We start from the raw sequence: 25,037 nt of genomic DNA on the forward strand, positions 1-25,037 counted from the left end.
CGGGTGGGGGAGGGTAACCTCTGCTTTACTCCTGCAGGTCGGGCACGCTGGCCTTGGGCACGAGCGTGATGCGCGCCTGCCGTTCCTGATCACCGCGCAGGTAGGTCAGGGTGACGGTGTCGCCCACCTTCGCGCGGCGGATCGCGGCGATGACCTCGTTCGCGTCGCGGGTGCGCTGGCCGTTCACGCGCAGGATCACGTCGCCCAGTGCCGTCAGGCTGCCCTGCCTGTCGAAGGTGCTGCCGCGCAGCCCGGCACGTTCGGCGGGGCTGCGGCGGGCGATCTCGCGGATGATCGCGCCGGGCGGGTCGGTCTGACCGCTGTGAATCGAGTCGAAGATCAGGCCCACGACCGGCACGTCGTTCGTGATCCCGGCCCGCAGGTCGCTGATCAGGTCGTTGCCCTCCACGACCGGCACGGCGTAGCTGCGCCGTGTCTGCCCGTTGCCGTCCACGCTGATGTAACTGACCACCCCGATCGCCTGCCCGTTCCCGTCGATGATCGGCCCGCCACTGTCGCCGGGCGCGAGGGGTGCCGTCATCTCCAGCGTGCCCTGCGGGAACTCCGCGTTCCCCGACTCGGCATTCAGGCGCAGCAGCCTGCCGCGGCGGGGTTGCAGGTAGTCGCCGCCGCTGTTCCCAATGGCCAGGACGGTCTCGCCGGGGCGGGGCGCGCGGGTCGCGAGGTTCAGGTACGGGAAGTTCGCGCCGCGCCCACTGACCTGCAGCAGCGCCACGTCCGCGGAGGCGTCGAACGCCACGACCCGCGCGGGGTAGCTGCGGCCCGACAGGGTACTCACCTGAAACAGCTGCCCGCCGCTGACCACGTGGTACGCGGTCAGGAGCTGCCCGCCGGCGCTGATGAAGAAGCCGGTGCCGATCCCGCCGGTATTCCGGGCAGTGTTCACGCTCTCGACGCGGACGGTGGCGGGACGGGACTTGTCGAACAGCGCGCGGGCGTCGTCGGGCAGCGTGACGGGGGGCGTGGGCGCCTGCATGTCCACGCGGGGTGCCACGTTCACGCGCGGCAGGAACGGCACGTCCGCCTCTGGCAGCAGGTACGCGGCCAGCGCGAGGATCAGCAGGACAGGAAGCCAGGGCGAGGCGCGCACGCCGTCAGTCTAGGGCCGTGTTCAGCCCCTGACGGTGGCAGAGGGAACCGAAGAGAGGTCGTGCCTCCCGCCGCCCCACATTCTTGCTTGACAAGATAGTGACCCACCACTACCTTGCATACCAAGACACCAGTCGGAGGCCCCACGCATGAACCCACTCAAATCCGGCACCCTCGACCTCGCGCTGCTCGCCGCCCTCCAGGATCAGCCCCGCTACGGGCTGGACATCCTGCGGCACGTCAACGACCGCAGTGGCGGCCTCTTCGACCTGCGTGAAGGCAGCCTCTACCCCGCCCTGCACCGCCTCGTGAAGGCCGGGTGGGTGGACAGCGACTGGCAACCCAGCGACCGGGGCGGCGCACCCCGCAAGGTCTACCGGCTGACCGATGACGGACGCGCGGCCCTGACCACCAAACGCCAGGAATGGCAGACGCTGCGCGGCGCGCTGGACGCCCTGCTGCTCCGCGCCCTGCCCCGGCGGTCCGCGTGACCCGCCGCCTCCCCCGACCGCGCCGTCCCCTGAGTGCCGACGCGTACATCCACCACGCCACCCGTGGCCTCCCGCGCGCCGAACGGCTCGACGCCGCCGCCGAACTCCGCGCGCACCTCACCGAACGCATGCAGGAGCACCAGGCGCACGGCTTCTCCCCCGAGGAAGCCGAGTACCTCGCCGTGCGCGGCATGGGCGACCCGCAACCCGTCAACCGGGGTCTACTCGGGCACGCCTTCACGCACCGCGCCGGATGGCTCACGCTGGCAGCCCTCCTCGTGGGCGGCCTGGGCTGGACGGCGTACCGCGAGTGGCTGCCCCCGCGCGAAGGCGCGCAGTTCAGCCCGATGAACCAGAGGGACATCAATGCACTGTTCAGCGATAAGGACGCTCCGCGTGGCACCTATCAGGGCGTGACCCTGACCTACCCGCGTGGCACGAAGGCGGTACTGTACGTGATGGTCTCCAGTACCGAAAATAAGTACCGCCCGGAGCAGGTCAGTCTGTTCAGCAAGAATCTCGTGAACGATGAGGAACAGAACTTCCGGGGCCGCATCCCCGGCAGCTACCGCTACCAGGAACGCCTCCTGTTGAGCGCGTGGCGCATGACCTGCGACGGCCAGGAGCGCAGCGGCATCTACAAGACCGGGTACGGCCTGCCCTCCCCGTTCGAGAACTCGGGCATAAGTGCTTACAGCGGACCGGGCGGCATGAGCGTCGGCGCCTGCGCGAACCCCAGCGTGCGCCTTCACCGCGCGACCCAGACCCTGAACACCACGCCCCCCACCCAGGAAACTCATACCGTGCCTCCAGACGGAGCGGGAGCCATCTTCAACGACCATCGTCCGCTGAACTTGAACGAGTGGCGAGTGCTGTACCGCCTGCGTGTGGACCCCGAGGCCGATCCCAACACCTACTCGCCGATGCCCACGGGACCAGCGAGCGCGAAGGCGCGGGGAACGTACGTGGCGGTCATGCCGCTGGATCACGTACCCAACAACGCGGACGAGTACAGCTGGGGTGGCATGTCGGTGGGCTTCAAGGGTGAACAGCCCATCCCACTGCCGCCGCTGGTCACGGATCAGCCGGGCGGGTGATGCCCTAGGCTGGGCGTCATGCGTTTCTGGCTGTTGAAATCGGAGCCTGATGTGTTCGGCTTCGCGGATCTGGTGCGGGTGGGGCGAGAGCCGTGGAATGGCGTGCGGAACTATCAGGCGCGGAATTTCCTGCGGGAGATGCGCGAGGGGGACCTGTGCCTGTTCTACCACTCGAACGCGAAACCGGTGGGCGTGGCGGGGGTGGCGCGGGTGTGCCGGGCGGCGTACGCGGATGACCTGCAGTTCGACCCCGACAGTCAGTATTTCGATCCGAAGTCCACGGTGGACGCGCCGCGCTGGAGCATGGTGGATGTGGCGCCGCTGATCGCGTTTCCGCAGGTGGTGTCCCTGGACGCCCTGCGGGAGATGCCGGAATGGGACGGGTCGGCCCTGACCCGCAAGGGATCGCGCCTGAGCGTGCTGCCCGTGGAGGGCGGGGCGTTCTGGGCGACGCTGGACGCGGCGGGTCTGAGCCTGGATGAGGTGGCGGGACTGGGTTGATCTGAGAAATGGGTTGATTTGCGGGCTGGGTCGAGTGCCGCTCCGGGCGGCGGGGGGGGTGTTTTGACAGGGTCAGGGGTGGTGGGTATCGTGGTGAGGTTCGACACAATCCGGCGTGTGTTCATCTGACGTTGAGAGTTTTTTCATGGCTTTCTCTCTTCCTATGACCTTAACGTCAGATGAAGAAAAGGAGAATGCAACTATGGAACTACTTCTGGCTGGTCTGGTCATCGTGGTGTCCCTGATCCTTGCCGCGTGGCAGGAACGTCCCGGCGCCGAGCGGCGCAGCCGCCGCTGACGCACCCACCCGCGTGACGGGGCTTGGTGCAACGTCTGAACACGGCATCACCTGAACGGTGAGGGGGCGCGCTGCTGCGCACTCACCGGAACTGAATGCACCCTGGACTCCGGAGTGGGATCACAGGGCAGGAACCACCCACCCGGTTTTCTGGACTGAGTTCACACCCGCCGGGCAGGCGGCACGCGACCGGTACGCTGCGGGGTAATGTCTGCACTCTGGCCCGGTCGCCGTCCCACCCTGTTCTCCCGCCTGGCGCTTGGGCTCATGCGGCTGGTGGGATGGCGGCCCGTGCTGGCCCCCCCACCCGGACCCAAGTTCGTGAGTGCGGTTGCGCCTCACACGCACAACGCGGACTTCTGGCCGGGCCTGTTCTTCATGTGGTCCACCCGGTCCCCGGTGCGCTTCGTGGCGAAGCATCAGTTGTTCACGTTCCCGCTGGGGCTGTTCATGCGGGCCGTGGGGGGCCTGCCGGTGGATCGCCGCCGCGCCGGGGGGAACTTCGTGGACGGCGTGGTGGCTCTGATCGACCAGCAACCGGAGATCATGCTGGTCGTCGCGCCGGAAGGCACCCGCAGTCGCGGGCAGTACTGGCGGACCGGCTTCTACTACATGGCGCTGGAAGCGAACGTCCCGATCGGCGTGACGGTCATGGACTGGGGGCGCAAGCAGGTGGGCGTGATCGGGTACGTGACGCCCACCGGGGACATCGAGGCGGACTTCGCCCTGATCCGCGAGATGCTCCGCGACGTGCGCGGCCACACCCCGGCGAACGAGACGCCGGCCATTCCCCGCCCCGCGTCGGAGGGTGGACCCAGCAAGGGCTGACGCGACCTTCACGCTGTCCGGTACGTGCCGCCCCGGTCGGGAGCACCTGAAGCGCTTTACAGCGCGGCGCAGTAAGAGTTCCGGGAGGGTTCCCGCCGGACAATCCGGGTATGACGGTCCCGGCAGTTCCTGACGATCAGCGCGGCACGCGACTGGTCCTGGGGGCGCTGCTGGGCCTGTACGTCCTGCACCTCCTGAACCTGCGGGGCCAGCTGCCGCCGGGCGCGGCGCAGGGCATGGCGGATCAGGCGTACGTGCTGCTGTTCGTGGGGTCCGGCGTGCTGACCTGGGTCCTGGCGGGCCGCGCGGCGTTCCCGGCTCCGTGGCGCTGGATGGCGGGCGGGACGGCGCTGTGGGGCCTGGGGCAGCTGGTGTACGCGGCGCTGGATCAGGCGGACGTGCAGGTCACGCTGGCCGACCCGCTGTTCCTGGCGTACCCGGCGTGTTTCCTGGTGGCGTTCATGCTGGTGGAGCGCCGCTGGCCGTCCCTGCCGGGCTGGGCGGCGCGACTGGACGTGCTGGCGATGGTGTCGGCGGTGTCGGCCTTCGCGTGGTTCTTTCTGCTGGCCGCGCAGGCGCAGCGGGAGGACGTGAGCCGCCTGGACAACGTGGTCACCATGCTGTACCCCCTGTCGGACCTGCTGCTGCTGGCGCTGCTGCTGGCGCAGGTGTGGCGGGGCATGACGCTGCGCAGCAGCACGCTCCGGCGGAGTCTGGCGCTGCTGGCGGCGGGCATGCTGGCCTTCGTCGTCGCCGATCTGGGCTTCGTGTACCTGACGCTCCGCGGCGAGTACGGGGACGGGGTGGGCTGGCCGGACGCACTGTGGCCCCTGGGGGCGCTGCTGCTGCCCGCGGCGCTGTCGGGTTCGCTCGCGCCGCCGCGCGCCGCGCCGCCCAGACGTGCGGGTCCGCCCACGCTGGTGTCGCTGCTCGCGCCGTACCTGTCGCTGGTGGCGGCGTTCTCGCTGCTGCTGCTGATCCCGCAGGGCCTGCCGGAACGCGGGGCGCTGCTGCTGACGTTCCTGACGGCGCTGCTGGTCGCGGCGCGGCAGACGCTGGCGGTGCGGGACCTGCGCGTGCGGACCGGGGAGCTGGCGCGCAGTCAGGCGCAGGTGCAGGCCGAGGCGCTGCGTGACCCGCTGACCGGGCTGGGCAACCGCCTGAAACTGAACGGTTCCCTGGATCACGCGCTGAAGGTCGGGGGACGGGTGGGTCTGGTGATGCTGGACCTGGACGACTTCCGGTTCGTGAACGACGCGCTGGGACACCGCGCCGGGGACGAGTTCCTGCGGGAGACAGCGCGGCGGGTCCTGGCGGTCACGGGCACCCTGCCGGAGGTGGGGCAGGCGTGTTGCAGTCGCCTGGGCGCCGACGAGTTCGTGGTGCTGCTGCGGGACACCACTGCCGGCACCCTGATGACCCTGAGTGAACGGCTGCGGGACGCCCTGTCTCAGCCCGTGAACTTCGAGGGTCAGGAGCTGCGCCTGAGCGCGTCGGTGGGCGCGGCGCTGGCGGACCCCGCGCAGGACGCCGGGGCGGCGCTGCGCCGCGTGGATCTGGCGCTGGCGGAAGTGAAACGGCGGGGTGGGAACGGCGCGCAGCTGTTCGACCCGGCGCGGGACGACGCGGCGGCGGCGCGGCGGGTGCTGCTGGAGGCGCGGCTGCGTGGCGCGCTGGACCGGGATGAACTGACCCTGCACTACCAGCCGATGCTGGACGCGGACGGACAGGTGCGCCGCGCGGAGGCGCTACTGCGCTGGACGGACCCGGAGCTGGGCGCGGTGTCCCCGGCGGAGTTCGTACCGGTCGCGGAGGACGCCGGGTTCATGCCACAGGTGGACCTGTGGGTGATCGCGCGGGCCTGCAGTCAGCTGCGCGCGTGGCGGGACGCCGGGGTGACGTGGCAGGTGTCGGTGAACGTCACGCCGCCGCTGCTGCTGCGCCCGGAGTTCGTGTCCTGGCTGGCCGCGCAGCTTACGGCGCATGAGCTGCGCCCCGGCGACCTGGAACTGGAGGTCACCGAGCGGGTGCTGGTCGCGTCGGGTGAACGGCTGCGCGAGCCGCTTGCCGCGCTGCGCGTCCTGGGGGTGGACACGGCGCTGGACGATTTCGGGGTGGGGCAGTCCTCCCTGTCGTCGCTGCTGCACCTGCCGATCCGCACCCTGAAGATCGACCGGGCGTTCGTGCGGGTCCTGGACTGCCCGGCCGAGGCGCAGCGCGGCGCGCAGATCGTCGGGGCGATCGTGGCGCTCGGGCGGGCGCTGGGGCTGCGCGTGGTCGCCGAGGGAGTCGAGACGGACGCGCAGGCGCAGGCGGTGTGGGCGCTGGGCGTGTCCACCGTGCAGGGCTTCTGGTTCGCGCGGCCCGCGGCTGCCGGGAACCTGCCGCCCGGACTGACGGGACCGCGTTCGTCTGACCTGCAAAGACACGCCCCCGGTGCGCGGGGTGGGGGGGTGTTACCGTGAGGTCATGACCAGCACCGCCGAACCCACCACCGCCCGTGACACGGCCCTGTTTGACCTGATCGCCCAGGAGGCCGAGCGGCAGCGCCTCGGGCTGGAACTGATCGCCTCGGAGAACTTCACGTCGGCGGCGGTGCGCGAGGCGCAGGGCAGCATCGTGACGAACAAGTACGCGGAAGGCTACCCCGGCAAGCGCTGGTACGGCGGGTGCGAGGTCGTGGACCGCATCGAGCAGCTGGCCATCGACCGCCTGAAGGAACTGTTCGGCGCGGCGTGGGCGAACGTGCAGCCGCACAGTGGGTCCAGCGCGAACCTCGCGGTGTACAACGCGCTGATCGAGCCGGGGTCCGTGGTGCTGGGCATGGACCTCAGCCACGGCGGGCACCTGACGCACGGGAACCCCGTGAACTTCTCCGGGCTGCGCTACCAGATCGTGGGCTACAAGGTGAACCCCGAGACGGAACTGATCGACATGGACGAGGTCCGCCGTCTGGCGCACGAGCACAAACCGAAGATGATCATCGCGGGCGCCAGCGCGTACAGCCGCACCATCGACTTCGCGGCGTTCCGCGAGATTGCCGACGAGGTCGGCGCGATCCTGTTCGCGGACATCGCGCACATCGCGGGTCTGATCGCGGCGGGCGTGCACCCGAACGCGCTGCCGCACGCGCACGTGGTCGCCAGCACCACCCACAAGACCCTGCGCGGGCCGCGCGGCGGGATCATCCTGAGTAACGACCCGGAGATCGGCGCGAAGATCGACCGCGCCGTGTTCCCCGGTTACCAGGGTGGCCCGCTGGAGCACGTGATCGCCGCGAAGGCCGTCGCGTTCGGCGAGTGCCTGACCGACGAGTTCAAGGCATACGCCGCGCAGATCGTCCGTAACGCGCAGGCGCTCGCGAAGGCCTTCCAGGACAAGGGGTACCGCGTGGTGTCCGGCGGGACTGACAACCACCTGTTCGTGCTGGACCTGCGCCCGCAGGGCCTGAACGGCACCAAGGCCACGCGCCTGCTCGACGCGAACCACATCACGATCAGCAAGAGCACCCTGCCGTACGACACCGAGAAGATCCTGCACGGCGGCGGCATCCGCATCGGCACGCCCGCCGTCACCACGCGCGGCATGGTCGAAAGCGACATGCAGACCGTCGCGGACCTGATCGACCGTGCCCTGAAGGGCGAGGACGTCAAGGCCGAGGTGCACGCCTTCGCGGGGGCCTTCCGGATTCCCTGATCCCACACGCAGGCGGCGGGACCGGCGGGCGTTGACCCCGGCGGTCCCGCCGCTGTTCGCGCCGGGCGGTGCCAGTGGGGGGATAGCACCCCCAATCACTCACGTTATTTTGTGAACTTTTCCACTCCGGCGTGACATAGTGAAGCGTCCATGGATCTCGCCGCGCTGCCCAGTGACCTCACCCTGCACCTGACGCAGGTGGGCCTCACCGCCAGCAACCTCAGCGCCGCCCTGCGCCCCGTCCTGGACACCCTGACCAGCCACGCCGGGGCACGCACCGCCACGTACTACCAGCGGCGCGACCACACCGGCCGCGCCGGACCGCCCGGACCCAGCTACCCCGCGCGCGTCTGCCAGGGGCCCGCCCCGCTCCCCACCCTCCCCACCGACCTGACCCGCGCCCTGCAGCGTCACGCCGACCTGCTCGAATGGCCCCCGGACGGACACCGCCCACCCCTGCTGGCCGCGCCCATCCACGACCGGGACGGCACGCTCCTCGGGGCGCTCCTCATCACCCACGACACGCCCGACTGGAGCGCGTCGCACCGCACCCTGCTGCGCACCCTGGCCGGACTGGTCACGCTGGTCGCCGCGCGCCTGCACGCCGAGGAACGCGAACGCGACGCGCACGAACACGCCCTGCGCGCCCTGAGCCTCGCGCTGGAAGCCCGCGACCACGACCTGCGCGGCCACACCGACCGCGTCACGCAACTGGCGCTGCTCGTCGGGCAGGCCATGCACCTCCCACCCGACTCGCTGGGCGCGCTGCGCTGGGGCGCGTACCTGCACGACATCGGCAAACTGACCCTCCCGGACGACGTCCTGCACCACCCCGGCCCCCTGACCCCCGCCATGCGCGACCGCATGCACCAGCACGTCCAGGAAGGCCTGAACCTCGCCCGGCAACTGCCCTTCGTGCCGCCCGAGGCGCTGGACGTGATCGCCGCGCACCACGAACGCTGGGACGGCAGCGGCTACCCACGCGGCCGCAGCGGCACCGCCATTCCCCTGACCGCCCGGATCTTCGCCGCGTGCGACGTGTTCGACGCCCTGACCAGCCCCCGCGCGTACAAGCACGCCTGGACACCCGGCGACGCCCTGCACTTCGTGCAGCAGGGCAGCGGCACGCACTTCGACCCGCAGGTCGTGCAGGCCCTCACGCAGGTCCTCGGACACCACGCCGCGTAAGCAGAAAACATAGCTGCTATAGCCTATTCCGTCCACACGTAATCAGTGGTACGGTAGCCCATGCACCCCGAACAGCTCCTCCAGGCCTACGCCGACGCCGTCCACGCCCGCGACGCCGACGCCCTGCTCGCCCTGTACCACCCCGATGTCACCGTGTACGACATGTGGGAACACTGGCAGTACGACGGCCAGCAGCAGTGGCGCGGCATGATCGAGGGCTGGTTCGCCAGCCTCGGCGACGAGCGGGTGCAGGTCACCTTCGACGACGTCCGCAGCACCGTCACGCCCGATCTCGCCCTCGTGCACGCCTTCGTCACCTACGCGGGCCTCAGCGCCAGCGGCGAACGCCTGCGCACCATGAACAACCGCATCACCCTCACCCTGACCCCCGGCGGGACCGGCTGGCTGATCCTCCACGAACACAGCAGCGCCCCCGCCGAATTCAGCAGCGGCAAGGTCAACCTCCACCGACCAGCCTGAACGAGACACCTACACTGCGGTCGTGACGCATCAGGAAGGGATCGTGCAGGTGCTGGCCGCCATCCTCAGCCAGCCGCCGGAGGTCGTGCAGGCGTTCAGCCGGGGCAACCCGTTCGACAAGCTGCTGCGCAGTTACGACGAGTTCAACGCGCAGGGCCAGCCGCTCTACCGCCACCGCCGGGGCGCGGCGCACTACCGGATGTCCCGCGCGGCGTTCGCGTCGGGGCTGTGCGCGTCGCAACTGTACGGTGAGCACCGCGTGCCGCTGAACATCGTCAAGCGGCGACTGCTCGACACGGGCGGCGATCCGGAGCAGATCCGCGCGGTCCTGCGGGCGAACGAGGTCGTGCTGATCACCCCGGACGAGCAGCGGCGCCTGGACGCCTCGGTCGCGAACGGGGGGCTGGCGCTGCGGCAACGACTGCCCGAGGACGGCAGTGACCGGTTGACCTTCGCGGGCATCGAGATCGCCCCGGAGACCCTGACCCGCTGCCTGTAGCAGAAAGGCCGCGCCTCTCCCCTGCTGGGTGGCGCGGCCTTCTGGTCTTGTTCTCAGCGGGGCAGCACTGAGGTGCCCATGAGGTGCTGGTCGATGGCGCGGGCGGCCTGGCGGCCCTCGCGGATAGCCCACACGACGAGGCTCTGGCCGCGCCGCATGTCCCCGGCGGCGAAGACACCCTGCACGTTGGTGTGGTAGCCGCCCTCGTCGGTGTGGGCGTGGGCGTTGCCTCGGGCGTCCTTCTGAATGCCGAAGGCGTCGATGACGCTGCCGACGGGGCTGACGAAGCCCATGGCGAGCAGGACGAGGTCGGCCTTGTGGATTTCCTCGCTGCCGGGAACCTCGGTCAGCTGGCCGCCGTTGAATTCCATGCGGACGGTCTTGACGCCGGTGACCTTGCCGCCCTTGCCGATGAATTCCTTGGTCGCGATGGCGAATTCACGCACGGCACCTTCCTCGTGGCTGGTGCTGGTGCGGAGTTTCATGGGCCAGTAGGGCCACACGAGGGGTTTGTTCTCCTGTTCGGGCGGCTGGGGCATCACCTCGAACTGGGTCACGCTGGCGGCGCCGTGGCGGTTGCTGGTGCCGACGCAGTCGCTGCCAGTGTCGCCGCCGCCGATCACGATGACGTGTTTGCCGTCGGCGCGCAGCTGCTTTTTCAGTTTGTCGCCGGCGTTCACGCGGTTCTGCTGCGGCAGGAATTCCATGGCGAAGTGAATGCCGTCCAGGTCGCGGCCGGGCGCGGGCAGGTCGCGGGGCTGCTCGGCACCGCCCGCCAGAAGGACGGCGTCGAATTCGGCTTTCAGCTCGTCGGGCGTGACGGTCTTCTTGCTGAGGTTCGTGACCCGGCTGCCCTCGGGCCACGCGCCGACCAGGGTGCCGGTGCGGAAGGTGACGCCCTCGGCCTGCATCTGTTCGACGCGGCGGTCGATGTGGTGCTTGTCCATCTTGAAGTCGGGGATGCCGTAGCGCATCAGGCCGCCCACGCGGTCGTTCTTCTCGAACACGGTCACGTCGTGCCCGGCGCGCGCGAGCTGCTGCGCGGCGGCCAGCCCGGCGGGGCCCGAACCGATCACGGCGACCTTCTTCCCGGTCTTCACGGCGGGGGGTTGCGGCGTGACCCAGCCTTCCTGCCAGCCGCGTTCGATGATGCTCAGCTCGATGCTCTTGATGCCGACGGCGTCGCCATTGATGTTCAGGGTGCAGGCGGCCTCGCAGGGGGCGGGGCAGATGCGGCCGGTGAACTCGGGGAAGTTGTTCGTGGAGTGCAGGGTGTCCAGCGCGCTGCGCCAGTCGTCCTGGTACACGAGGTTGTTGAAGTCCGGGATGATGTTCCCGACGGGGCAGCCGTTGTTGCAGAACGGGATGCCGCAGTCCATGCAGCGGGTCGCCTGGAGGCGGGCGGCGTCCGGTGCCAGGGGCAGCAGGAACTCGTGGTAGTGCTTGAGGCGCGCGTCGACCGGGGCGTACTGGTCCTTGATGCGCGGCTGGTCGAGGAAGCCGGTGATCTTGCTCATGCGTGCTCCGGTGGGGGAACAGCGCCCGCCGCCTGGGTTGGGCGGGCACTGGGAGGGGTTACTTGGTCAGCGTGCCCTGCGCCGCGACGGGGTTGCCGGGCTGCGCGGTCTGCATGCTGGTCGTGTCGGCGGCCTGCACCGTGCCCGCCTGGGCGCGTTCGCGCAGGGCGCGCTGGTACTCCTTCGGGAAGACCTTGACGAAGCGCTTCAGAGTGGCCTCCCAGTCGTCGAGCAGTTCGGAGGCGCGCTGTGAGCCGGTCCACTTGTGGTGGCTTTCGAGCAGGCGGCGCAGGTGCGCCTCGTCGCTGTCACCGAAGTGGAGTGCGCCCTGGGTCTGGGCGAGCTGCTGGTCTTCGGGCAGCAGGGGGTGCAGGTCCACCATGCTGGTGTTGCAGCGTTTGGCGAAGCTGCCGTCCACGTCGTACACGTACGCGACGCCGCCGCTCATGCCCGCCGCGAAGTTGCGGCCGGTCTGGCCGAGCACGACGACAGTCCCGCCGGTCATGTACTCGCAGCCGTGGTCGCCGGTGCCCTCCACGACGGCCTCCGCGCCGCTGAGGCGCACGGCGAAGCGTTCGCCCGCCACGCCGCGGAAGAAGGCCTCACCGCTGGTCGCGCCGTACAGGACGGTGTTCCCGACGATGATGTTCTCCTCGGCCTTGCCGCGGAATTCGATGCTGGGGCGCACGGCCACGCGGCCACCCGAGAGGCCCTTGCCGGTGTAGTCGTTCGCGTCGCCGATCAGGTACAGGGTGATGCCGGGCGCGAGGAACGCGCCGAAGCTCTGCCCGCCGGTGCCTTCCATCTGGATGAACACGGTGTTGTCCGGCAGCCCCTCGGGGCGCACGCGGGTCAGTTCGCCGGACAGCATCGCGCCGACGGTGCGGTTGACGTTGCGGACGTCCTGCAGGAAGTGCACCTTCTCGCCTTTCTCGAAGGCGGGACGGCACTTCTCGATCAGTTGCAGATCAAGCGCGCCGCTGAGGCCGTGGTCCTGGGTGTGGAGGTGGCGCACGCCGACCTCCCCCGGCACCTCGGGGCGGTAGAAGACGCGGCTGAAGTCGAGGCCCTGCGCCTTCCAGTGCTCGATGCCTTTCTTCGTGTCGAGCAGGTCGGCGCGGCCGATCAGGTCGTCGAAGGAGCGGATGCCCAGGCTGGCCATGATGGCGCGGACTTCCTCGGCGATGAAGAAGAAGAAGTTGATGACGTGCTCGGGTTTGCCCTGGAAGCGGGCGCGCAGCACCGGGTCCTGCGTGGCGACACCGACGGGGCAGGTGTTCAGGTGGCACTTGCGCATCATGATGCAGCCCTGCGCGACCAGCGGCGCGGTGGCGAAACCGAACTCGTCGGCGCCCAGCAGCGCGGCGATCACGACGTCACGGCCGGTCTTGAGCTGCCCGTCGGTCTGCACGCGCACGCGGTCACGCAGGCGGTTCAGGACGAGGGTCTGCTGCGTCTCCGCGAGGCCCAGTTCCCAGGGCGACCCGGCGTGCTTGATGGAGCTCCAGGGGCTCGCGCCCGTACCGCCGTCGTGCCCGGCGATCACGATGTGGTCGGCCTTGGCCTTGGCGACCCCGGCGGCGATGGTGCCGACGCCGACCTCGGAGACGAGTTTCACGCTGATGTCCGCGCGGGGGTTCACGTTCTTCAGGTCGTGGATGAGCTGCGCGAGGTCCTCGATGGAGTAGATGTCGTGGTGCGGGGGCGGGCTGATCAGGCCCACGCCGGGCACGGAGTGGCGCAGGAAGCCGATGTACTCGCTGACCTTCCCGCCGGGCAGCTGGCCGCCCTCGCCGGGCTTGGCGCCCTGCGCCATCTTGATCTGGATCTGGTCGGCGCTCGTCAGGTAGTTCGTGGTGACACCGAAGCGGCCCGAGGCGACCTGCTTGATCTTGCTGCGCAGGGAGTCGCCGGGTTCCAGCGGGTAGTCCACTTCCACCCGGCTCTCGCCGAGGATGCTGGCGAGGGTGTGGCCCTCACCGAGGGTCTCGCCGCGCATCTCGCGTTCGTAGCGGGCGGGGTCCTCGCCGCCCTCGCCGGTGTTGCTCTTGCCGCCGATGCGGTTCATGGCGACGGCCAGGGTGGTGTGCGCCTCGGTGCTGATCGAGCCGAGGCTCATGGCGCCCGTGGCGAAGCGTTTGACGATCTCGCTGGCGGCTTCGACTTCTTCCAGCGGGACGGGCGTCACGCCGTCGGTCTTGAATTCGAACAGGCCGCGCAGGGTCATGTGGCGCTTGCTCTGGTCGTTGATGATCCGGGCGTACTCCTCGAACGTGGCGTAGTTGCCGCTGCGCACCGAGTGCTGCAACTTGGCGATGGAGTCCGGCGTCCACATGTGCTCCTCGCCGCGCACGCGCCAGGCGTACTCGCCACCCGCGTCGAGGTTCTGCGCCAGCACGGGATCGTCGCTGAACGCCGCGCGGTGGTTGCGCAGGGCTTCTTCGGCCACCTCGAAGATGCCGATCCCGCCGACCTGGGTGGGCGTGCCGTAGAAGTACTTCTGCACGAAGTCGGTCTTCAGGCCGACCGCCTCGAACAGCTGCGCGCCGCAGTAGCTCATGTACGTGCTGACGCCCATCTTCGACATGATCTTGCTCAGGCCCTTGCCGATCGCCTTGATGTAGTTGTAGATGGCCTTGTGCGCGTCGATGCCGTTCAGGGCAGGCATGCCGGGCACGTCGGTGTGCAGGTTGATCAGCGTTTCCAGCGCGAGGTACGGGTGGATGGCCTCGGCGCCGTACCCGGCGAGCGCGGCGAAGTGGTGCACCTCGCGGGCGTCGCCGGTCTCGACGACCAGACCGACCTTCATGCGCAGGCCCGCCTTCACGAGGTGGTGGTGGATGCTGCTCAGGGCCAGCAGGCTGGGAATCGCGACGCGTTCGCGGTCCACGCGGCGGTCACTGATGATGATGACGTTGTGCCCGCTCTCGATGGCGTCCACCGCCCAGGCGTTGATGGTCGCCAGTTTGGCTTCCACGCCGCGCGCGCCCCACTCGGCGGGGTAGGTGATGTCGAGGTCGTACGCCTTGAACTTCCCGCGGGTGTGCTCCTCGATGTTGCGCACGCGGGCCATGTCGTCGAAGTCCAGGATGGGCTGCTCGACTTCCAGGCGCAGCTGCGGGTTCACGGCGTTGATGTCCAGCAGGTTCGGGCGCGGCCCCACGAACGACACGAGGCTCATGACGACCGACTCGCGGATCGGGTCGATGGGCGGGTTCGTGACCTGCGCGAACAGCTGCCGGAAGTAGTTGAACAGCGGCTTGTTCTTCCCGGACAGCACGGCCAGCGGGCTGTCGTTGCCCATGCTGCCGATGCCTTCCTCGCCGGTCAGGGCCATGGGGCCCATCAGGAACTTCAGGTCCTCCTGGGTGTACCCGAAGGCCTGCTGGCGGTCCAGCAGCGACTCGCGGAACTGCCCGACCGTGCCGGTCTCCTCGCTGTCGTCCAGGCGGAAGCGGGTGTTCTCCACCCACTGCGCGTAGGGCTTGGCGGACGCGAACTGGTTCTTCAGTTCGTCGTCCTCGATGATGCGGCCCTGCTCGAAGTCGATCAGGAACATCCGGCCCGGTTGCAGGCGCCACTTCTTCACGATCTTGCTCTCGGGGACGGGCAGCACGCCGGATTCGCTGGCCAGGATGACCAGGTCGTCGCGGGTCTGCACGTAGCGGGCGGGGCGCAGGCCGTTGCGGTCCAGGGTCGCGCCGACCTGACGGCCGTCGGTGAAGACCATCGCGGCCGGGCCGTCCCAGGGTTCCATCATGCTGGCGTGGTACTCGTAGAACGCGCGCCGGCGCGGGTCGAGATGCTCGTTCTGCTCCCAGGCCTCGGGGATCATCATCATGGCGGCGTGCGCCATGGGGTACCCGGCCAGGGTCAGGAGTTCCAGCGCGTTGTCGAAGGTAGCGGTGTCGGATTCACCCTCGAAGGAGATCGGGTAGAGCTTCTTCAGGTCGTCGCCCAGCACGGGCGAGGCCATGATGCCCTCGCGGGCACGCATCCAGTTGAAGTTCCCCTTGACGGTGTTGATCTCGCCGTTGTGCGCGACCATGCGGTACGGGTGCGCCAGCGGCCACTCGGGGAAGGTGTTCGTGGAAAAGCGCTGGTGGACCAGGGCCAGGGCGGATACGACGCGTTCGTCCTGCAGGTCGAGGTAGTACTCGCCGACCTGCGTGGCGAGCAGCAGGCCCTTGTAGATGACCGTGCGGCACGACATGCTGGGCACGTAGTACTCGGCACCGTGCGTGAAGTTCAGCGCGCGGATGGCGTTGCTGGCCCGGCGGCGGATGACGTACAGCTTGCGTTCCAGCGCGTCCGGGACCAGCGTGTCGGGCCCGGCGCCGATGAACACCTGCCGGATGACGGGTTCCTTCTCGCGCACGGCGGGGCTCATGGGCATCTCGGCGTTGACGGGCACGTCGCGCCAGCCCAGCACGACCTGCCCCTCGGCGGTGATGGCGCGTTCGAGTTCCTGCTCGCAGGCGCGGCGCGAGGCGATCTCCTTGGGCAGGAAGATCATGCCGACGCCGTAATCGCCGGGCGGGGGCAGGGTCACGCCCTGCTGCGCGAACTCGGCGCGGTAGAACTCGTCGGGAATCTGGATCAGCAGGCCCGCGCCGTCGCCCATCAGGGGGTCGGCACCGACCGCGCCGCGGTGGTCGAGGTTCTCGAGGATCTTCAGGCCCTGCTGCACGATGGCGTGGTTCTTGCGGCCCTTGATGTGCGCGACGAAGCCCACGCCGCAGGCGTCGTGCTCGGCTCCGCTGTACAGGCCCTTCTCACGGGCGAGGTTCAGTTCCGCGCCGCTCGCGGGTGTTGCAGGGGTGTGCGGCGCCTCAGCCGGCGTCACCCGGTTGTCTGTTCTGTTCATGTTGACGCTCCCATCTCGCTCGTGACTCGCATCCGCCTGCGGGGTGCAGGCTGCTGAGATCACGATACAGACCGGCGCATGTCTATGCAGGGCCGTTGTTTATAACGGGTCCAAAGGTGCGGCACATCATTTTTTCGCCAAAGTGCAGTGTTTTGCCGGAAATCGGCAATGAACACCACCTGTCCGTGTCATCTGCGCAACAGGTCCGGGGCACCCGGCCAGATCCGCCGCACACTCCGGCCAGCGCACCCACCCCACGACCGGGCCGCTGGAACCGGTGCCATACATACGGACCCCCGCCCGCGCAAGCCCCCGGCGGTCAGGTCGGGGACAGCTGCAACAGCGCCATTTCCGGCTCGCACAGGTTCCGCACGGGCAGCCCGCTCAGGCCCAGGCCCCGGCTCACGTAAGCGGGGGTGTCATGCGCGCCGGTCACCCAGCCCATCGCGTACCGCTGCCCGAACGCACTGGGCACCATCAGGGCGCCCAGCAGCGGCAGCCGCACCTGCCCGCCGTGCGTGTGCCCGCACAGCACCAGTCCCGCCGGGCGTGGCAGCGCGGGCAGCAGGTCCGGGTTGTGCGTGACGAGCAGCGTCGCCCGCGCGCCCGCGCCCTCCAGGGCCGCCGTCACGTCCGGCGTCCCGAACCACAGGTCGTCCGTGCCGCCCAGCCACAGGTCGTCCCGCAGCGGGCGCCCCTCGTCCCGCAGGACCGTCACACCCGCGCCCGAGAGCTGCCCCGCGAAGCGCTCACGGCGCGCCGCCCAGTCCGGCCGGACCGGGCCGTAGTGACGGCTGGCGTACCGACCGAAACTCCCGTAATCGTGGTTGCCCCACACCGAGAACGTCCCCAGCGGCGCCCGCAGCCGCGCCAGCTGCCGCAGCAGCCCGGGCGGCACGTCGTCCAGGCGCGCGTCGAGCAGGTCCCCGCCCAGCAGGACCACGTCCGCGCGCAGGTCGTTCGCGGCGTCCACCCACGCGCCCACGCTGCCGTCCCCGATGAACAGCCCGTGGTGCAGGTCCGTCAGGAACGCCACACGCAACGGCGAGCGCAGGCCCGGCAGCACGCGGGCGTGGCGGGTCACGCCGAAACGGTAGCCCTGCGCCACACCCACCCCACCGCCCAGCGCCGCCACCGCCCCCCCGCCGAGCAGGGACCGCAGGACCGCGCGCCTCGTGACCATGTTCCGCACCCTACACCGACGCCCCCGGCGCGGGTCGTCCGCCGGAAGGTGCAGGGGGTAGACTGCCCAGCATGACGGTGCCGCATTCCCTGCTTGTGATCGACGTTCTGGACGAGGACGCGGGCCTCGCTGACGTGGAGGACAGCCGGGGCCGCACCTACCAGCTGCCCGCCGAATGGCTCCCGGACGCCAGCGACGGCGCCGGGTACCGCGTGACCCTCGAAGGCGGACACGTGACCTTCACGCCCGACCCGGACGCCGCGCGGCAGCTGCGCGAACGCAGCAAGCAGACCCTGCTGGACTTCAGCGACGAACACGACGGCGACACCCCGGAGGACCGCGCTTGACCCGGCAGGTGCTGATCATCCCGGACCTGCACGGCCGACCCGACCTGCTGCGCGCCGCGCTGCACCAGTACCCGGACGCCCACTACCTGTCCCTGGGCGACGCCATCGACCGCGGGCCGCGCTCCATGCCGGTCGTGGAGACCCTGATGGACCTGCACCGCGCCGGGCGCGCCACGCTGCTGATGGGCAACCACGAGCGCATGATGCAGGAGGGCGTGAAGTACTACCGCCAGTACCTCGGCACGCACGACCTCGGGGACTACCGCCGCGCCATGGAGGGCTTCCAGTGGTGGATGCGCGCCGGAGGCGAGACGGTCCGCGCCGAGCTGGGCAGCCTCACCCTGGAAAAATTCCCGCCGCTCTTGGAGGAGTACCTGAACGTCCTGCGCCGCGTCGTGTACGTCACGGCCGACGGCGAGATCCACGACCACCCGCCCAGCCACCCCAGCGTGCTCGTGTCGCACGCCGCGCCGCCCGTCAAGCACCCGCAGCACCCCAACCCGCTGTCGGCGGCGCTGTGGCTGCGCCCCTTCGAGGGGCCCTTCCCACTGCCCGAGGGCGTCACGTACTCGGTGCACGGGCACACGCCCGTCCCGATCCCCTGCCGCCTGGGCCGCCACCTGTACCTGGACCTGGGTGCGTACGACACGGGACGGCTGGCGATCGCCGAGGTGAACGTGCACGGCCTGCCGACCGTGACGGTCCTGTGCGGGCGCGGTGATCCCACGCGGGGCCGCAAGTACGCCCGGTTCGGCGAGCCGGTCCCGGTCCGCCCGGTGGACCTGCCCGGCGCGCCCCCCCGGTAAACACTCCAGCTTAGCGCTGCCCCGGTCTACACGGGCTGTCATCAACGGTGCGGACACTGTTCAAGCGCCAGAGGGGACAGGCACGGAAAACGTCTTCCATGACGCCATGCCTGCTCACCCCCTCCCGGCCTCCCCCCTCAAGGGGGAGGAATCAACACGGCGTGTTCATCGCTGGTCCGCCCACTTCCACGTCCGGAGGGGCGTTTCTCTCCTCCTCGGCTGCGCAGCTCTACGAGTCGCATCCGCTCGGACCCGGCGGCTTCATAAGCCATTCAATCGGAGCTGGTATCATAAGCACTCCGGTTGAAAGGTTTGCAAAAACTTTCACCCCGAGCGGATGCGAGTGGGAGCAAAACGGGTTCCGGGCGTGGAGTTGACAACCCGGTGATGTCCCGGGTTGTCAACGAAACAGACGGAATCCGTATCAGCCCAGGGGCTTCAGGTCATCCTGCCGGTCCGAGAGCCACTGCGGCGGGCCGTCACGGACGATCACGTCCTCCTCCAGTCCGATGAAGCCGTGGCCGGGGACCATGACGCCCAGTTCCAGGGTGTACACCTCGTCCGCGCGCACGGGGCTCTCGACGGTCTGCCCGTAGCGGGGCCAGCGCGGGCCGAGGAGGGTGCCGCCGTCGTGCGTGGCGCGGCCCAGGCCGTGACCGAGCGCGTGCTGGTACTCGGGGTACCCGGCGGCGACCAGTGCGGCGCGCGCGGCGGCGTCCACGGCGTGACCGGGCGTGCCGGGCCGCAGGGCGTCCGCGCCCGCCTGAATGGCCTGCCAGCAGGCGCGGAAGGCGGCCTGCACCTCCTCGGGCACCGGGTTCCCGTCGGGCAGGCGGTACACGCGCTGGATGTCCGAGCAGTACCCGTGGTTCAGACGCACGCCGTAGTCGATGTGCAGCAGCGATCCGGGGTGCAGGGCGTGGTTGCCGGGCGGCGCGTGCGAGGGTCGGCTGTCCGGGCCGATGTGCACGTTCGGGCAGGCGTCCCAGCCCCAGGAGGGCTCGGCGCCGTCGCGGCGGCACAGGCCGTGCAGGAACGCCGCGACGTCCCGCTCACGCCAGCCGGGGCGGGCGGCGACCGCCATCTCGCGCAGGTGCGCCTCGGCCAGATTCACGGCCTCCCGGATCGCGGCGTGTTCCGCCGGTGTCTTGACCGACCGGAGCTGGCCCAGCAGCGGCGCGGCGCTGTCCCACTCCAGCTCGGGCAGGTCGTCGCCCGGCGTCAGCCAGCCGCGCACCCGGCGTTCCAGGCCCGACGTCAGGCCGTCGCACAGCGGGTCGTCCTCGCTGATGTTCAGCAGCACGCGCCGCGCGCCCAGGCGCGTCACCTCGGCGCGCAGCAGGGCGCGCAGGTCCGCGTCGTAGCCGTGCACGGTCCAGCCGGGCGGCACGGCGTCCGCGTCGAAGCGGCCCACGATCGCCACGGCCTCCGCGCGGGTCAGCAGGAAGAGGCTGTCCCAGGTGACGTCCACGCCCGCCACGAGCGTCAGGGCAGGTTCCGGGCGCACGCCGGACTCGCGCGCGGCGATCAGCCAGACCTCGCCGTCCTGAAGCAGGGCCTGCGCCTGCCGCCGCTTGCCGTCCTGAAGCGCGTTCACTGCCGTGTTGGGGGCCATACGGCAGGATACCGGTAGCATGGGCGGCATGCCGGTTCTGTTCGTGCATGGCGTGGCCGTCCGCGAGGAGGGCGACCTGGGCTGGGAGGACCTGCACCGCGCGACGCAGGGCGTGGACTGGCCGGGTGTGCAGCGCCTGCTGCGCGAGCACGTGGCGCCTGGCCTGAACCCGGAGGCGCCGGAGTCGGTGCACGTCGAGCGGGTGTACTGGGGGGACCTGGGGGCGCACTTCACGCAGGGCGGGCAGTTCCGCGCGGCGCGCGAGCGCGAGGTCGCCCCGGAGCCCGACCCGCTGGCACTGGACGGGGACGCGCTGGGTGAGGCGCTGGAACGCCGCCTGCGCGCCGCGCATCCGGTGTCCCAGTGGCCGGGCGTGATCCGCGCCGCGTGGGCGGCCGCGCGGGACGGAACCGTGCGGGCGCTGCTGGCCGACCTGCCCCCCGCCGAACGCTGGGGCCTGCTGGACGCGGCGGCGCAGGCGCGCCTGCCTGCCCCGGCGCGGCGGCTGGAACCGCACCTGCCGCCCGGCCTGATGCGGGCGCGGCGGCGGAACGTGAAGCGCGCCATGCAGGAGGTCCGCCGCCCGCTGGAGGCGTTCGTGCCGCTGTTCATGGGGGATGTGCTGGCCTACCTGAACGGGCGGGGCACGCCCGAGCGCCCCGGCGCGATCCCGCAGCGGGTCCTGGCCGGGCTGCGCGCGGCGCACGCGGCCCGCACGCACCCGCACGAGCCGCTGGTGGTCCTGACGCACTCGATGGGCGGGCAGCTGATCTTCGACGCGCTGCACGCGTTCCTGCCCGCCGATCCGGACGGCGCGGGGGTGCGGGTGGACTTCTGGTGCGCGTGCGCCAGTCAGGTGGGCGCGTTCCACGAACTGGGCTTCACGCTGGGCGGCCCGAGCCCCGACGCGCACGCCGGGGGGCGGCTGGGGTACTTCTGGAACGTGTGGGCGTACACGGACCTGCTGAGCTTCCGCGCGCAGGGCATCGCGCCGGGCGCGCACGACACGGCCTTCCCGCTGTCCGGGCTGGTGCGGTCGGATCACCTGGCGTACCTGCAACAGCCGGACTTCTACCGCACGCTGGCGGCGAAGGTCGCGGTGCACGCGGGGCCGCCAGATGGCGCAGATCGCCCGCTAGAATCCGGCGCGTGAACGCGAGCCCGACCCCCTCCCCTGCCCTGCCCCTGCTCAGTCCGGCGGAGGTGCTGCGGCGGGTGCGCGCGGCGGGCCTGCCGGGCGTGGTGCTGCTGGAATCGCTGGGGCCGGTCGTGGCGTACGGCGCGCGGTCGTTCCTGAGTGCCGCGCCGCTGCGGGTCACGCACGACCTGCCGGACCGGCCCGCGGGCGACGGGCTGTTCCCGGCGTGGCTGGGCGGCCTGAAGTACGAGGCGGCCCGGACCTTCGGGCTGGCCGCGCACGCCCCGCGCGGCGAGGCGATGTGGTGGGGCGAGTACCCGTCGGGCCTCGTGTGGGACCGCGTGGCGGGCACCCTGAGCGTGGTGGGCGAGCCGCATCTGGACTGGGCGGCGCTGCTGGGCGCGCCGGTGCCGCCCGAGCCGACCCTGAGCGTGGGGACGTTCGGCGCGGACGACGTGGATTACCCGGCGGGCGTGCGGGCCGTGCAGGAGCTGATCCGCGCGGGCGAGGTGTACCAGGTGAACCTCTCGCGCGGCGTGCAGGCGGCCGCGCAGGGGGACCCGCTGGCCGCGTACCTGCGCCTGCGGGACGTGAACCCCAGTCCGTTCATGGCCTTCGCGGACCTGGGGGACGAGGTCGTGGTGTCGTGCAGTCCGGAACGGCTGGTCCGCTGGGCGGGGGACGACCTGAGTGCGCGGCCCATCGCCGGAACCCGCCGCCGGGGCGACACGCCCGAGGAGGACGCGGCGTTCGAGGCGGAACTGCGCGCCAGTCCGAAGGAGGTCGCGGAGCACACCATGCTGGTGGACCTCGTGCGGCACGACCTGGGCCGCGTGGCCGCGCCGGGCAGCGTGACCGTGCCGGACCTGATGCTCGTCGAGCGGTACAGCCACGTGATGCACCTCGTGTCCGAGGTCCAGGCCCGCGCGCGGGACGGCGTGACGCTGCGGGACGTGCTGGCCGCCACCTTCCCCGGCGGGACGATCACCGGCGCGCCGAAGGAACGCGTGATGGAGGTCACCCGCGACCTCGAACCCGGCCCGCGCGGCTGGTACACCGGCGGGCTGGGCATCGTCAGCGGGCCGCTGGTGGACGTGAACATCCTGATCCGCACCGCCGCGTTCACCCGCACGGACAGCGGCTGGACGGTGGAGGTCCGCGCAGGCGGCGGGACCGTCATCGACGCCGACCCCGCCCGCGAGGCACAGGAGACGGTGCACAAGGCGCAGGCGCTCCTGAGTGTCCTGGCGGGCGTGCCGGGCCGCCCCGCGCAGCCGCCGCAACCCCCGGTGCCCGGCACGCCCTGGGCGCCGCCGCCCGCCACGTCCCACACGGGCGCGCGGGTGCTGCTGCTGGACAACCGCGACTCGTTCACGTGGAACCTCGCGCACGACCTGCTGGCGCTGGGCGCGCGGGTGGACGTGCGCGGCCAGCACGAGGCGCTGGACGACCTGCTGCGGGAAGGTCCGGATGCCGTGCTCGTCGGCCCCGGCCCCGGCACGCCCGACACCAGCGGCGTCACGCTGGCCCTGACCCGCGCGTGCCTGGACCGGCGCATTCCGCTGCTGGGCGTGTGCCTGGGGCATCAGGCGCTCGGGCAGGTGCTCGGCGGGCGGGTGGAACGCGCCCAGCCCGTCCACGGACGCCCCGAGTACGCCCGGCACGACGGCAGCGGCCTCTTCCGGAACGTGCCGCCGGACGCGCCGTTCGGGCGGTACCACTCGCTGGTCGTGCGCGGCCTGCCCGCCGAACTGATCACCGCGACCAGCCAGGACGGCGAGGTCATGGCCCTGGCCGTCCCCGGCGTTCCCGCGTGGGGCGTGCAGTTCCACCCGGAGAGCGTCCTGAGTCCCGCCGGCCGCACCCTGCTGGGCAACTGGCTGCGCCTGAGCCAGGAGTGGCGCGGGTCGTGAACCCCCTGCCGGACGTTCTGAACGACCCCGCGTGGCTGCACGGCGCGACCGCCTTCACCACCGTCCGCACCCGCCACGGGCAGCCGCTGCTGTGGCCCGCGCACCTGGAGCGGCTGCGCAGCACCTGCGCGTTCCTGGGCCTCCCCCACCCCGACCCCAGCCCACCCCCGCTGGACGCGCACCCCTGGGGCCTGCTGCGCGTCACCGTCACCGCACACGGCACCCTGCACACCCACCGGCCCCTCACGCCCGGCCCGCGCCCCCAGCAGGGCGTCAGCGTGCGCGTCACCGACCTGCAGATCCACCCGCAACTCGGCGCGCACAAGACCGGCAACTACCTCCCGTACCGCCTCGCCGCCACGCAGGCCCACCCGCACTTCGAAGGCTGGCTGCAGGACACGCGCGGACACGTCGTGGACGGCAGCCGCACCTCCCCCCTTCTGGAGATCGGCGGTGACCTCGTCGTCCCTGAAGGCGGCCTCCCGTCCGTCACCCGCGCCGCGTACCTCACGGGTCGCCCACACGACACGCGACCCGTCCACACCCGCGACCTCAGCCACGTCACCCGCGCGTGGCTGTGCGGCAGCGGCACCGGCCTCGTCCCCATCCGCCGCATCGACGGCCACACCGACGACCTCCCCATCCACTGGCCCGCACCGGACGATCCCGCCTTCGGCTGGCCGGACGGGGACTGAGGGTCGAAGGGTCTGCAGGTCTAAGCGTCTAAGGGCTGTCCAGCACGCATTCCCTAAACCCTCAGACTCTTAGACATTTCGACGCCGCGTCAGGTCGGGCCGCCCACCTGCGGGCCCACGTACCCGGCATCCTCGCCCGCGCCGATGTCTTTCATGGCGCGGTTCACGCGGTCCTGGCGGCGAGCGGCGACGAACATCACGGCGAGCAGCGGCACGAACACACCCAGCATCATCAGACCCATGACTGCCTCCTGCCCGCAGCGTACGCCTGCCGCGTCAGGCGGGTGTGTCGGTCTGCACGTCCCGGCTGAGGATCACGCCCTGCAACTCGTCGAGTTCGTACCCGCAGGCCTCGTAGAACGCCCGTGCGCCGTCGTTGTCCGCTGCGACCCACACGCTGCCGATCCCGTGCCCCCGCATCTGGGCGTGCAGGGCGTCCACCAGGGCGCGGCCCACGCCCCGACGCCGCCAGGACTCGCGCACGCCGATCTCCTCGAACATCACGTCCAGCGGCTCGCCGTGACGGCGGCGGTGCACGTACGCCATCAGGAAGCCCACCGGGTCGCCGCCCGCGTCCTCGGCGTGCCAGTGCCACACGCCCGGATCGCTCAGGTACGCTCGGGCGGCGGCGGGGGTCAGGGGTGGGCTGGGCAGCTCGTCGGTGAAGTCGGTCTCGTCCTGTGCGAGCCGTTCAAGCGCGGCCCCGTCGTCCGGGCCCAGGCGGCGAACCGTGAAGGAGGTCATGATCCATCATGCACCCGCCGGGGG

21 protein-coding genes are annotated in these 25,037 nt (G+C 70.8%); 14 read left to right on the top strand and 7 right to left on the bottom strand.

All coding sequences use genetic code 11. The annotated features are described in order from the left end of the window. Window positions 1–25: 25 nt before the first annotated feature. Entirely contained in the window at window positions 26–1,111 is a 1,086-nt protein-coding gene (locus EXW95_RS08910) for a S1C family serine protease (RefSeq protein WP_174367149.1), read from the bottom strand. 148 nt (window positions 1,112–1,259) lie between these two features. On the opposite strand from EXW95_RS08910, the gene EXW95_RS08915 reads away from it, so the two are divergent. From EXW95_RS08915 to EXW95_RS08955, 9 genes are all read left to right on the top strand, one after another. Next, window positions 1,260–1,601 carry a PadR family transcriptional regulator gene (locus tag EXW95_RS08915; RefSeq protein ID WP_174367150.1) on the top strand — a complete coding sequence of 114 codons (342 nt, stop codon included), beginning with the start codon at window positions 1,260–1,262 and terminating at the stop codon, window positions 1,599–1,601. Then, window positions 1,598–2,698 carry a permease prefix domain 1-containing protein gene (locus tag EXW95_RS08920; RefSeq protein WP_174367151.1) on the top strand — a complete coding sequence of 367 codons (1,101 nt, stop codon included), beginning with the start codon at window positions 1,598–1,600 and terminating at the stop codon, window positions 2,696–2,698. Before EXW95_RS08915 ends, EXW95_RS08920 begins: the two co-directional genes overlap by 4 nt. A gap of 18 nt (window positions 2,699–2,716) precedes the next feature. Further along, window positions 2,717–3,199, top strand: coding sequence for an EVE domain-containing protein (locus EXW95_RS08925; protein ID WP_174367152.1), 483 nt, complete (start codon window positions 2,717–2,719; stop codon window positions 3,197–3,199). 505 nt (window positions 3,200–3,704) lie between these two features. After that, window positions 3,705–4,325 (top strand): 1-acyl-sn-glycerol-3-phosphate acyltransferase, encoded by a 621-nt coding sequence (locus tag EXW95_RS08930; RefSeq protein ID WP_174367153.1) that lies wholly within the window; start codon window positions 3,705–3,707, stop codon window positions 4,323–4,325. Between the two features lie 110 nt (window positions 4,326–4,435). Beyond that, complete coding sequence (locus EXW95_RS08935; RefSeq protein WP_174367154.1) at window positions 4,436–6,790, top strand: bifunctional diguanylate cyclase/phosphodiesterase; 2,355 nt, start codon at window positions 4,436–4,438, stop codon at window positions 6,788–6,790. Between the two features lie 4 nt (window positions 6,791–6,794). After that, entirely contained in the window at window positions 6,795–8,021 is a 1,227-nt protein-coding gene (glyA, locus tag EXW95_RS08940) for a serine hydroxymethyltransferase (RefSeq protein ID WP_174367155.1), read from the top strand. Window positions 8,022–8,171: 150 nt separating this feature from the next. Next, window positions 8,172–9,209, top strand: a complete 1,038-nt coding sequence (locus tag EXW95_RS08945; protein ID WP_174367156.1) for an HD domain-containing phosphohydrolase — start codon at window positions 8,172–8,174, stop codon at window positions 9,207–9,209. 60 nt (window positions 9,210–9,269) lie between these two features. Continuing rightward, a complete protein-coding gene (locus EXW95_RS08950) occupies window positions 9,270–9,689 on the top strand; it encodes a nuclear transport factor 2 family protein (protein ID WP_174367157.1) in 420 nt (139 codons plus the stop codon). A 22-nt stretch (window positions 9,690–9,711) separates the two neighbouring features. Continuing rightward, on the top strand, window positions 9,712–10,188 hold the full coding sequence (locus EXW95_RS08955; protein ID WP_174367158.1) for a hypothetical protein: 477 nt from the start codon (window positions 9,712–9,714) through the stop codon (window positions 10,186–10,188). 53 nt (window positions 10,189–10,241) lie between these two features. Here the strand turns inward: EXW95_RS08955 and EXW95_RS08960 are convergent, their stop codons facing one another. From EXW95_RS08960 to EXW95_RS08970, 3 genes are all read right to left on the bottom strand, one after another. Further along, on the bottom strand, window positions 10,242–11,705 hold the full coding sequence (locus EXW95_RS08960) for a glutamate synthase subunit beta (RefSeq protein WP_174367159.1): 1,464 nt from the start codon (window positions 11,703–11,705) through the stop codon (window positions 10,242–10,244). A gap of 58 nt (window positions 11,706–11,763) precedes the next feature. Beyond that, the gene (locus EXW95_RS08965) at window positions 11,764–16,572 is read right to left on the bottom strand and encodes a glutamate synthase-related protein (protein WP_174367160.1); all 4,809 of its coding nucleotides are present in this window, start codon (window positions 16,570–16,572) and stop codon (window positions 11,764–11,766) included. Between the two features lie 319 nt (window positions 16,573–16,891). Further along, window positions 16,892–17,755, bottom strand: coding sequence for a metallophosphoesterase (locus EXW95_RS08970; RefSeq protein WP_174367161.1), 864 nt, complete (start codon window positions 17,753–17,755; stop codon window positions 16,892–16,894). A 71-nt stretch (window positions 17,756–17,826) separates the two neighbouring features. Here EXW95_RS08970 and EXW95_RS08975 point away from each other — a divergent pair, with 71 nt between their 5' ends. Continuing rightward, on the top strand, window positions 17,827–18,102 hold the full coding sequence (locus tag EXW95_RS08975) for a hypothetical protein (protein ID WP_174367162.1): 276 nt from the start codon (window positions 17,827–17,829) through the stop codon (window positions 18,100–18,102). After that, window positions 18,099–18,908: a metallophosphoesterase gene (locus EXW95_RS08980; RefSeq protein ID WP_174367163.1), complete on the top strand. Its 810-nt coding sequence runs from the start codon at window positions 18,099–18,101 to the stop codon at window positions 18,906–18,908. Before EXW95_RS08975 ends, EXW95_RS08980 begins: the two co-directional genes overlap by 4 nt. Before the next feature lie 424 nt (window positions 18,909–19,332). On the opposite strand, the gene EXW95_RS08985 is transcribed toward EXW95_RS08980, so the two are convergent. After that, window positions 19,333–20,523: a Xaa-Pro peptidase family protein gene (locus EXW95_RS08985; protein WP_174367164.1), complete on the bottom strand. Its 1,191-nt coding sequence runs from the start codon at window positions 20,521–20,523 to the stop codon at window positions 19,333–19,335. Window positions 20,524–20,551: 28 nt separating this feature from the next. Here EXW95_RS08985 and EXW95_RS08990 point away from each other — a divergent pair, with 28 nt between their 5' ends. Genes EXW95_RS08990 through EXW95_RS09000 form a run of 3 tightly spaced genes read left to right on the top strand, consistent with a single transcriptional unit; the run spans window position 20,552 to window position 24,269 of the window. Then, window positions 20,552–21,676 (top strand): hypothetical protein, encoded by a 1,125-nt coding sequence (locus EXW95_RS08990; protein ID WP_174367165.1) that lies wholly within the window; start codon window positions 20,552–20,554, stop codon window positions 21,674–21,676. Beyond that, window positions 21,673–23,574, top strand: coding sequence for a chorismate-binding protein (locus EXW95_RS08995; protein WP_371809983.1), 1,902 nt, complete (start codon window positions 21,673–21,675; stop codon window positions 23,572–23,574). The genes EXW95_RS08990 and EXW95_RS08995 overlap by 4 nt, the downstream gene beginning before the upstream one ends. Beyond that, window positions 23,571–24,269 (top strand): aminotransferase class IV, encoded by a 699-nt coding sequence (locus EXW95_RS09000; protein WP_174367166.1) that lies wholly within the window; start codon window positions 23,571–23,573, stop codon window positions 24,267–24,269. Before EXW95_RS08995 ends, EXW95_RS09000 begins: the two co-directional genes overlap by 4 nt. 89 nt (window positions 24,270–24,358) lie before the next feature. Here EXW95_RS09000 and EXW95_RS09005 read toward each other — a convergent pair whose 3' ends face one another. Together EXW95_RS09005 and EXW95_RS09010 are read right to left on the bottom strand one after the other, a co-directional pair. Then, the gene (locus tag EXW95_RS09005; protein WP_174367167.1) at window positions 24,359–24,511 is read right to left on the bottom strand and encodes a hypothetical protein; all 153 of its coding nucleotides are present in this window, start codon (window positions 24,509–24,511) and stop codon (window positions 24,359–24,361) included. A gap of 34 nt (window positions 24,512–24,545) precedes the next feature. Then, entirely contained in the window at window positions 24,546–25,013 is a 468-nt protein-coding gene (locus tag EXW95_RS09010) for a GNAT family N-acetyltransferase (RefSeq protein ID WP_174367168.1), read from the bottom strand. Window positions 25,014–25,037: the final 24 nt, after the last annotated feature.

Origin of the sequence: Deinococcus sp. JMULE3 (assembly GCF_013337115.1) — a bacterium.
GTDB lineage: Bacteria > Deinococcota > Deinococci > Deinococcales > Deinococcaceae > Deinococcus.

What these genes read in the sequence shown, in the direction of transcription:
- EXW95_RS08915 (WP_174367150.1), top strand. Translation starts at nt 1,260, where the DNA reads ATGAACCCACTCAAATCCGGCACCCTCGACCTCGCGCTGCTCGCCGCC.
- EXW95_RS08925 (WP_174367152.1), top strand. Translation starts at nt 2,717, where the DNA reads ATGCGTTTCTGGCTGTTGAAATCGGAGCCTGATGTGTTCGGCTTCGCG.
- EXW95_RS08930 (WP_174367153.1), top strand. Translation starts at nt 3,705, where the DNA reads ATGTCTGCACTCTGGCCCGGTCGCCGTCCCACCCTGTTCTCCCGCCTG.
- EXW95_RS08935 (WP_174367154.1), top strand. Translation starts at nt 4,436, where the DNA reads ATGACGGTCCCGGCAGTTCCTGACGATCAGCGCGGCACGCGACTGGTC.
- glyA (WP_174367155.1), top strand. Translation starts at nt 6,795, where the DNA reads ATGACCAGCACCGCCGAACCCACCACCGCCCGTGACACGGCCCTGTTT.
- EXW95_RS08945 (WP_174367156.1), top strand. Translation starts at nt 8,172, where the DNA reads ATGGATCTCGCCGCGCTGCCCAGTGACCTCACCCTGCACCTGACGCAG.
- EXW95_RS08950 (WP_174367157.1), top strand. Translation starts at nt 9,270, where the DNA reads ATGCACCCCGAACAGCTCCTCCAGGCCTACGCCGACGCCGTCCACGCC.
- EXW95_RS08960 (WP_174367159.1), bottom strand. Translation starts at nt 11,705, where the DNA reads ATGAGCAAGATCACCGGCTTCCTCGACCAGCCGCGCATCAAGGACCAG.
- EXW95_RS08965 (WP_174367160.1), bottom strand. Translation starts at nt 16,572, where the DNA reads ATGAACAGAACAGACAACCGGGTGACGCCGGCTGAGGCGCCGCACACC.
- EXW95_RS08970 (WP_174367161.1), bottom strand. Translation starts at nt 17,755, where the DNA reads ATGGTCACGAGGCGCGCGGTCCTGCGGTCCCTGCTCGGCGGGGGGGCG.
- EXW95_RS08975 (WP_174367162.1), top strand. Translation starts at nt 17,827, where the DNA reads ATGACGGTGCCGCATTCCCTGCTTGTGATCGACGTTCTGGACGAGGAC.
- EXW95_RS08985 (WP_174367164.1), bottom strand. Translation starts at nt 20,523, where the DNA reads ATGGCCCCCAACACGGCAGTGAACGCGCTTCAGGACGGCAAGCGGCGG.
- EXW95_RS08990 (WP_174367165.1), top strand. Translation starts at nt 20,552, where the DNA reads ATGCCGGTTCTGTTCGTGCATGGCGTGGCCGTCCGCGAGGAGGGCGAC.
- EXW95_RS09005 (WP_174367167.1), bottom strand. Translation starts at nt 24,511, where the DNA reads ATGGGTCTGATGATGCTGGGTGTGTTCGTGCCGCTGCTCGCCGTGATG.
- EXW95_RS09010 (WP_174367168.1), bottom strand. Translation starts at nt 25,013, where the DNA reads ATGACCTCCTTCACGGTTCGCCGCCTGGGCCCGGACGACGGGGCCGCG.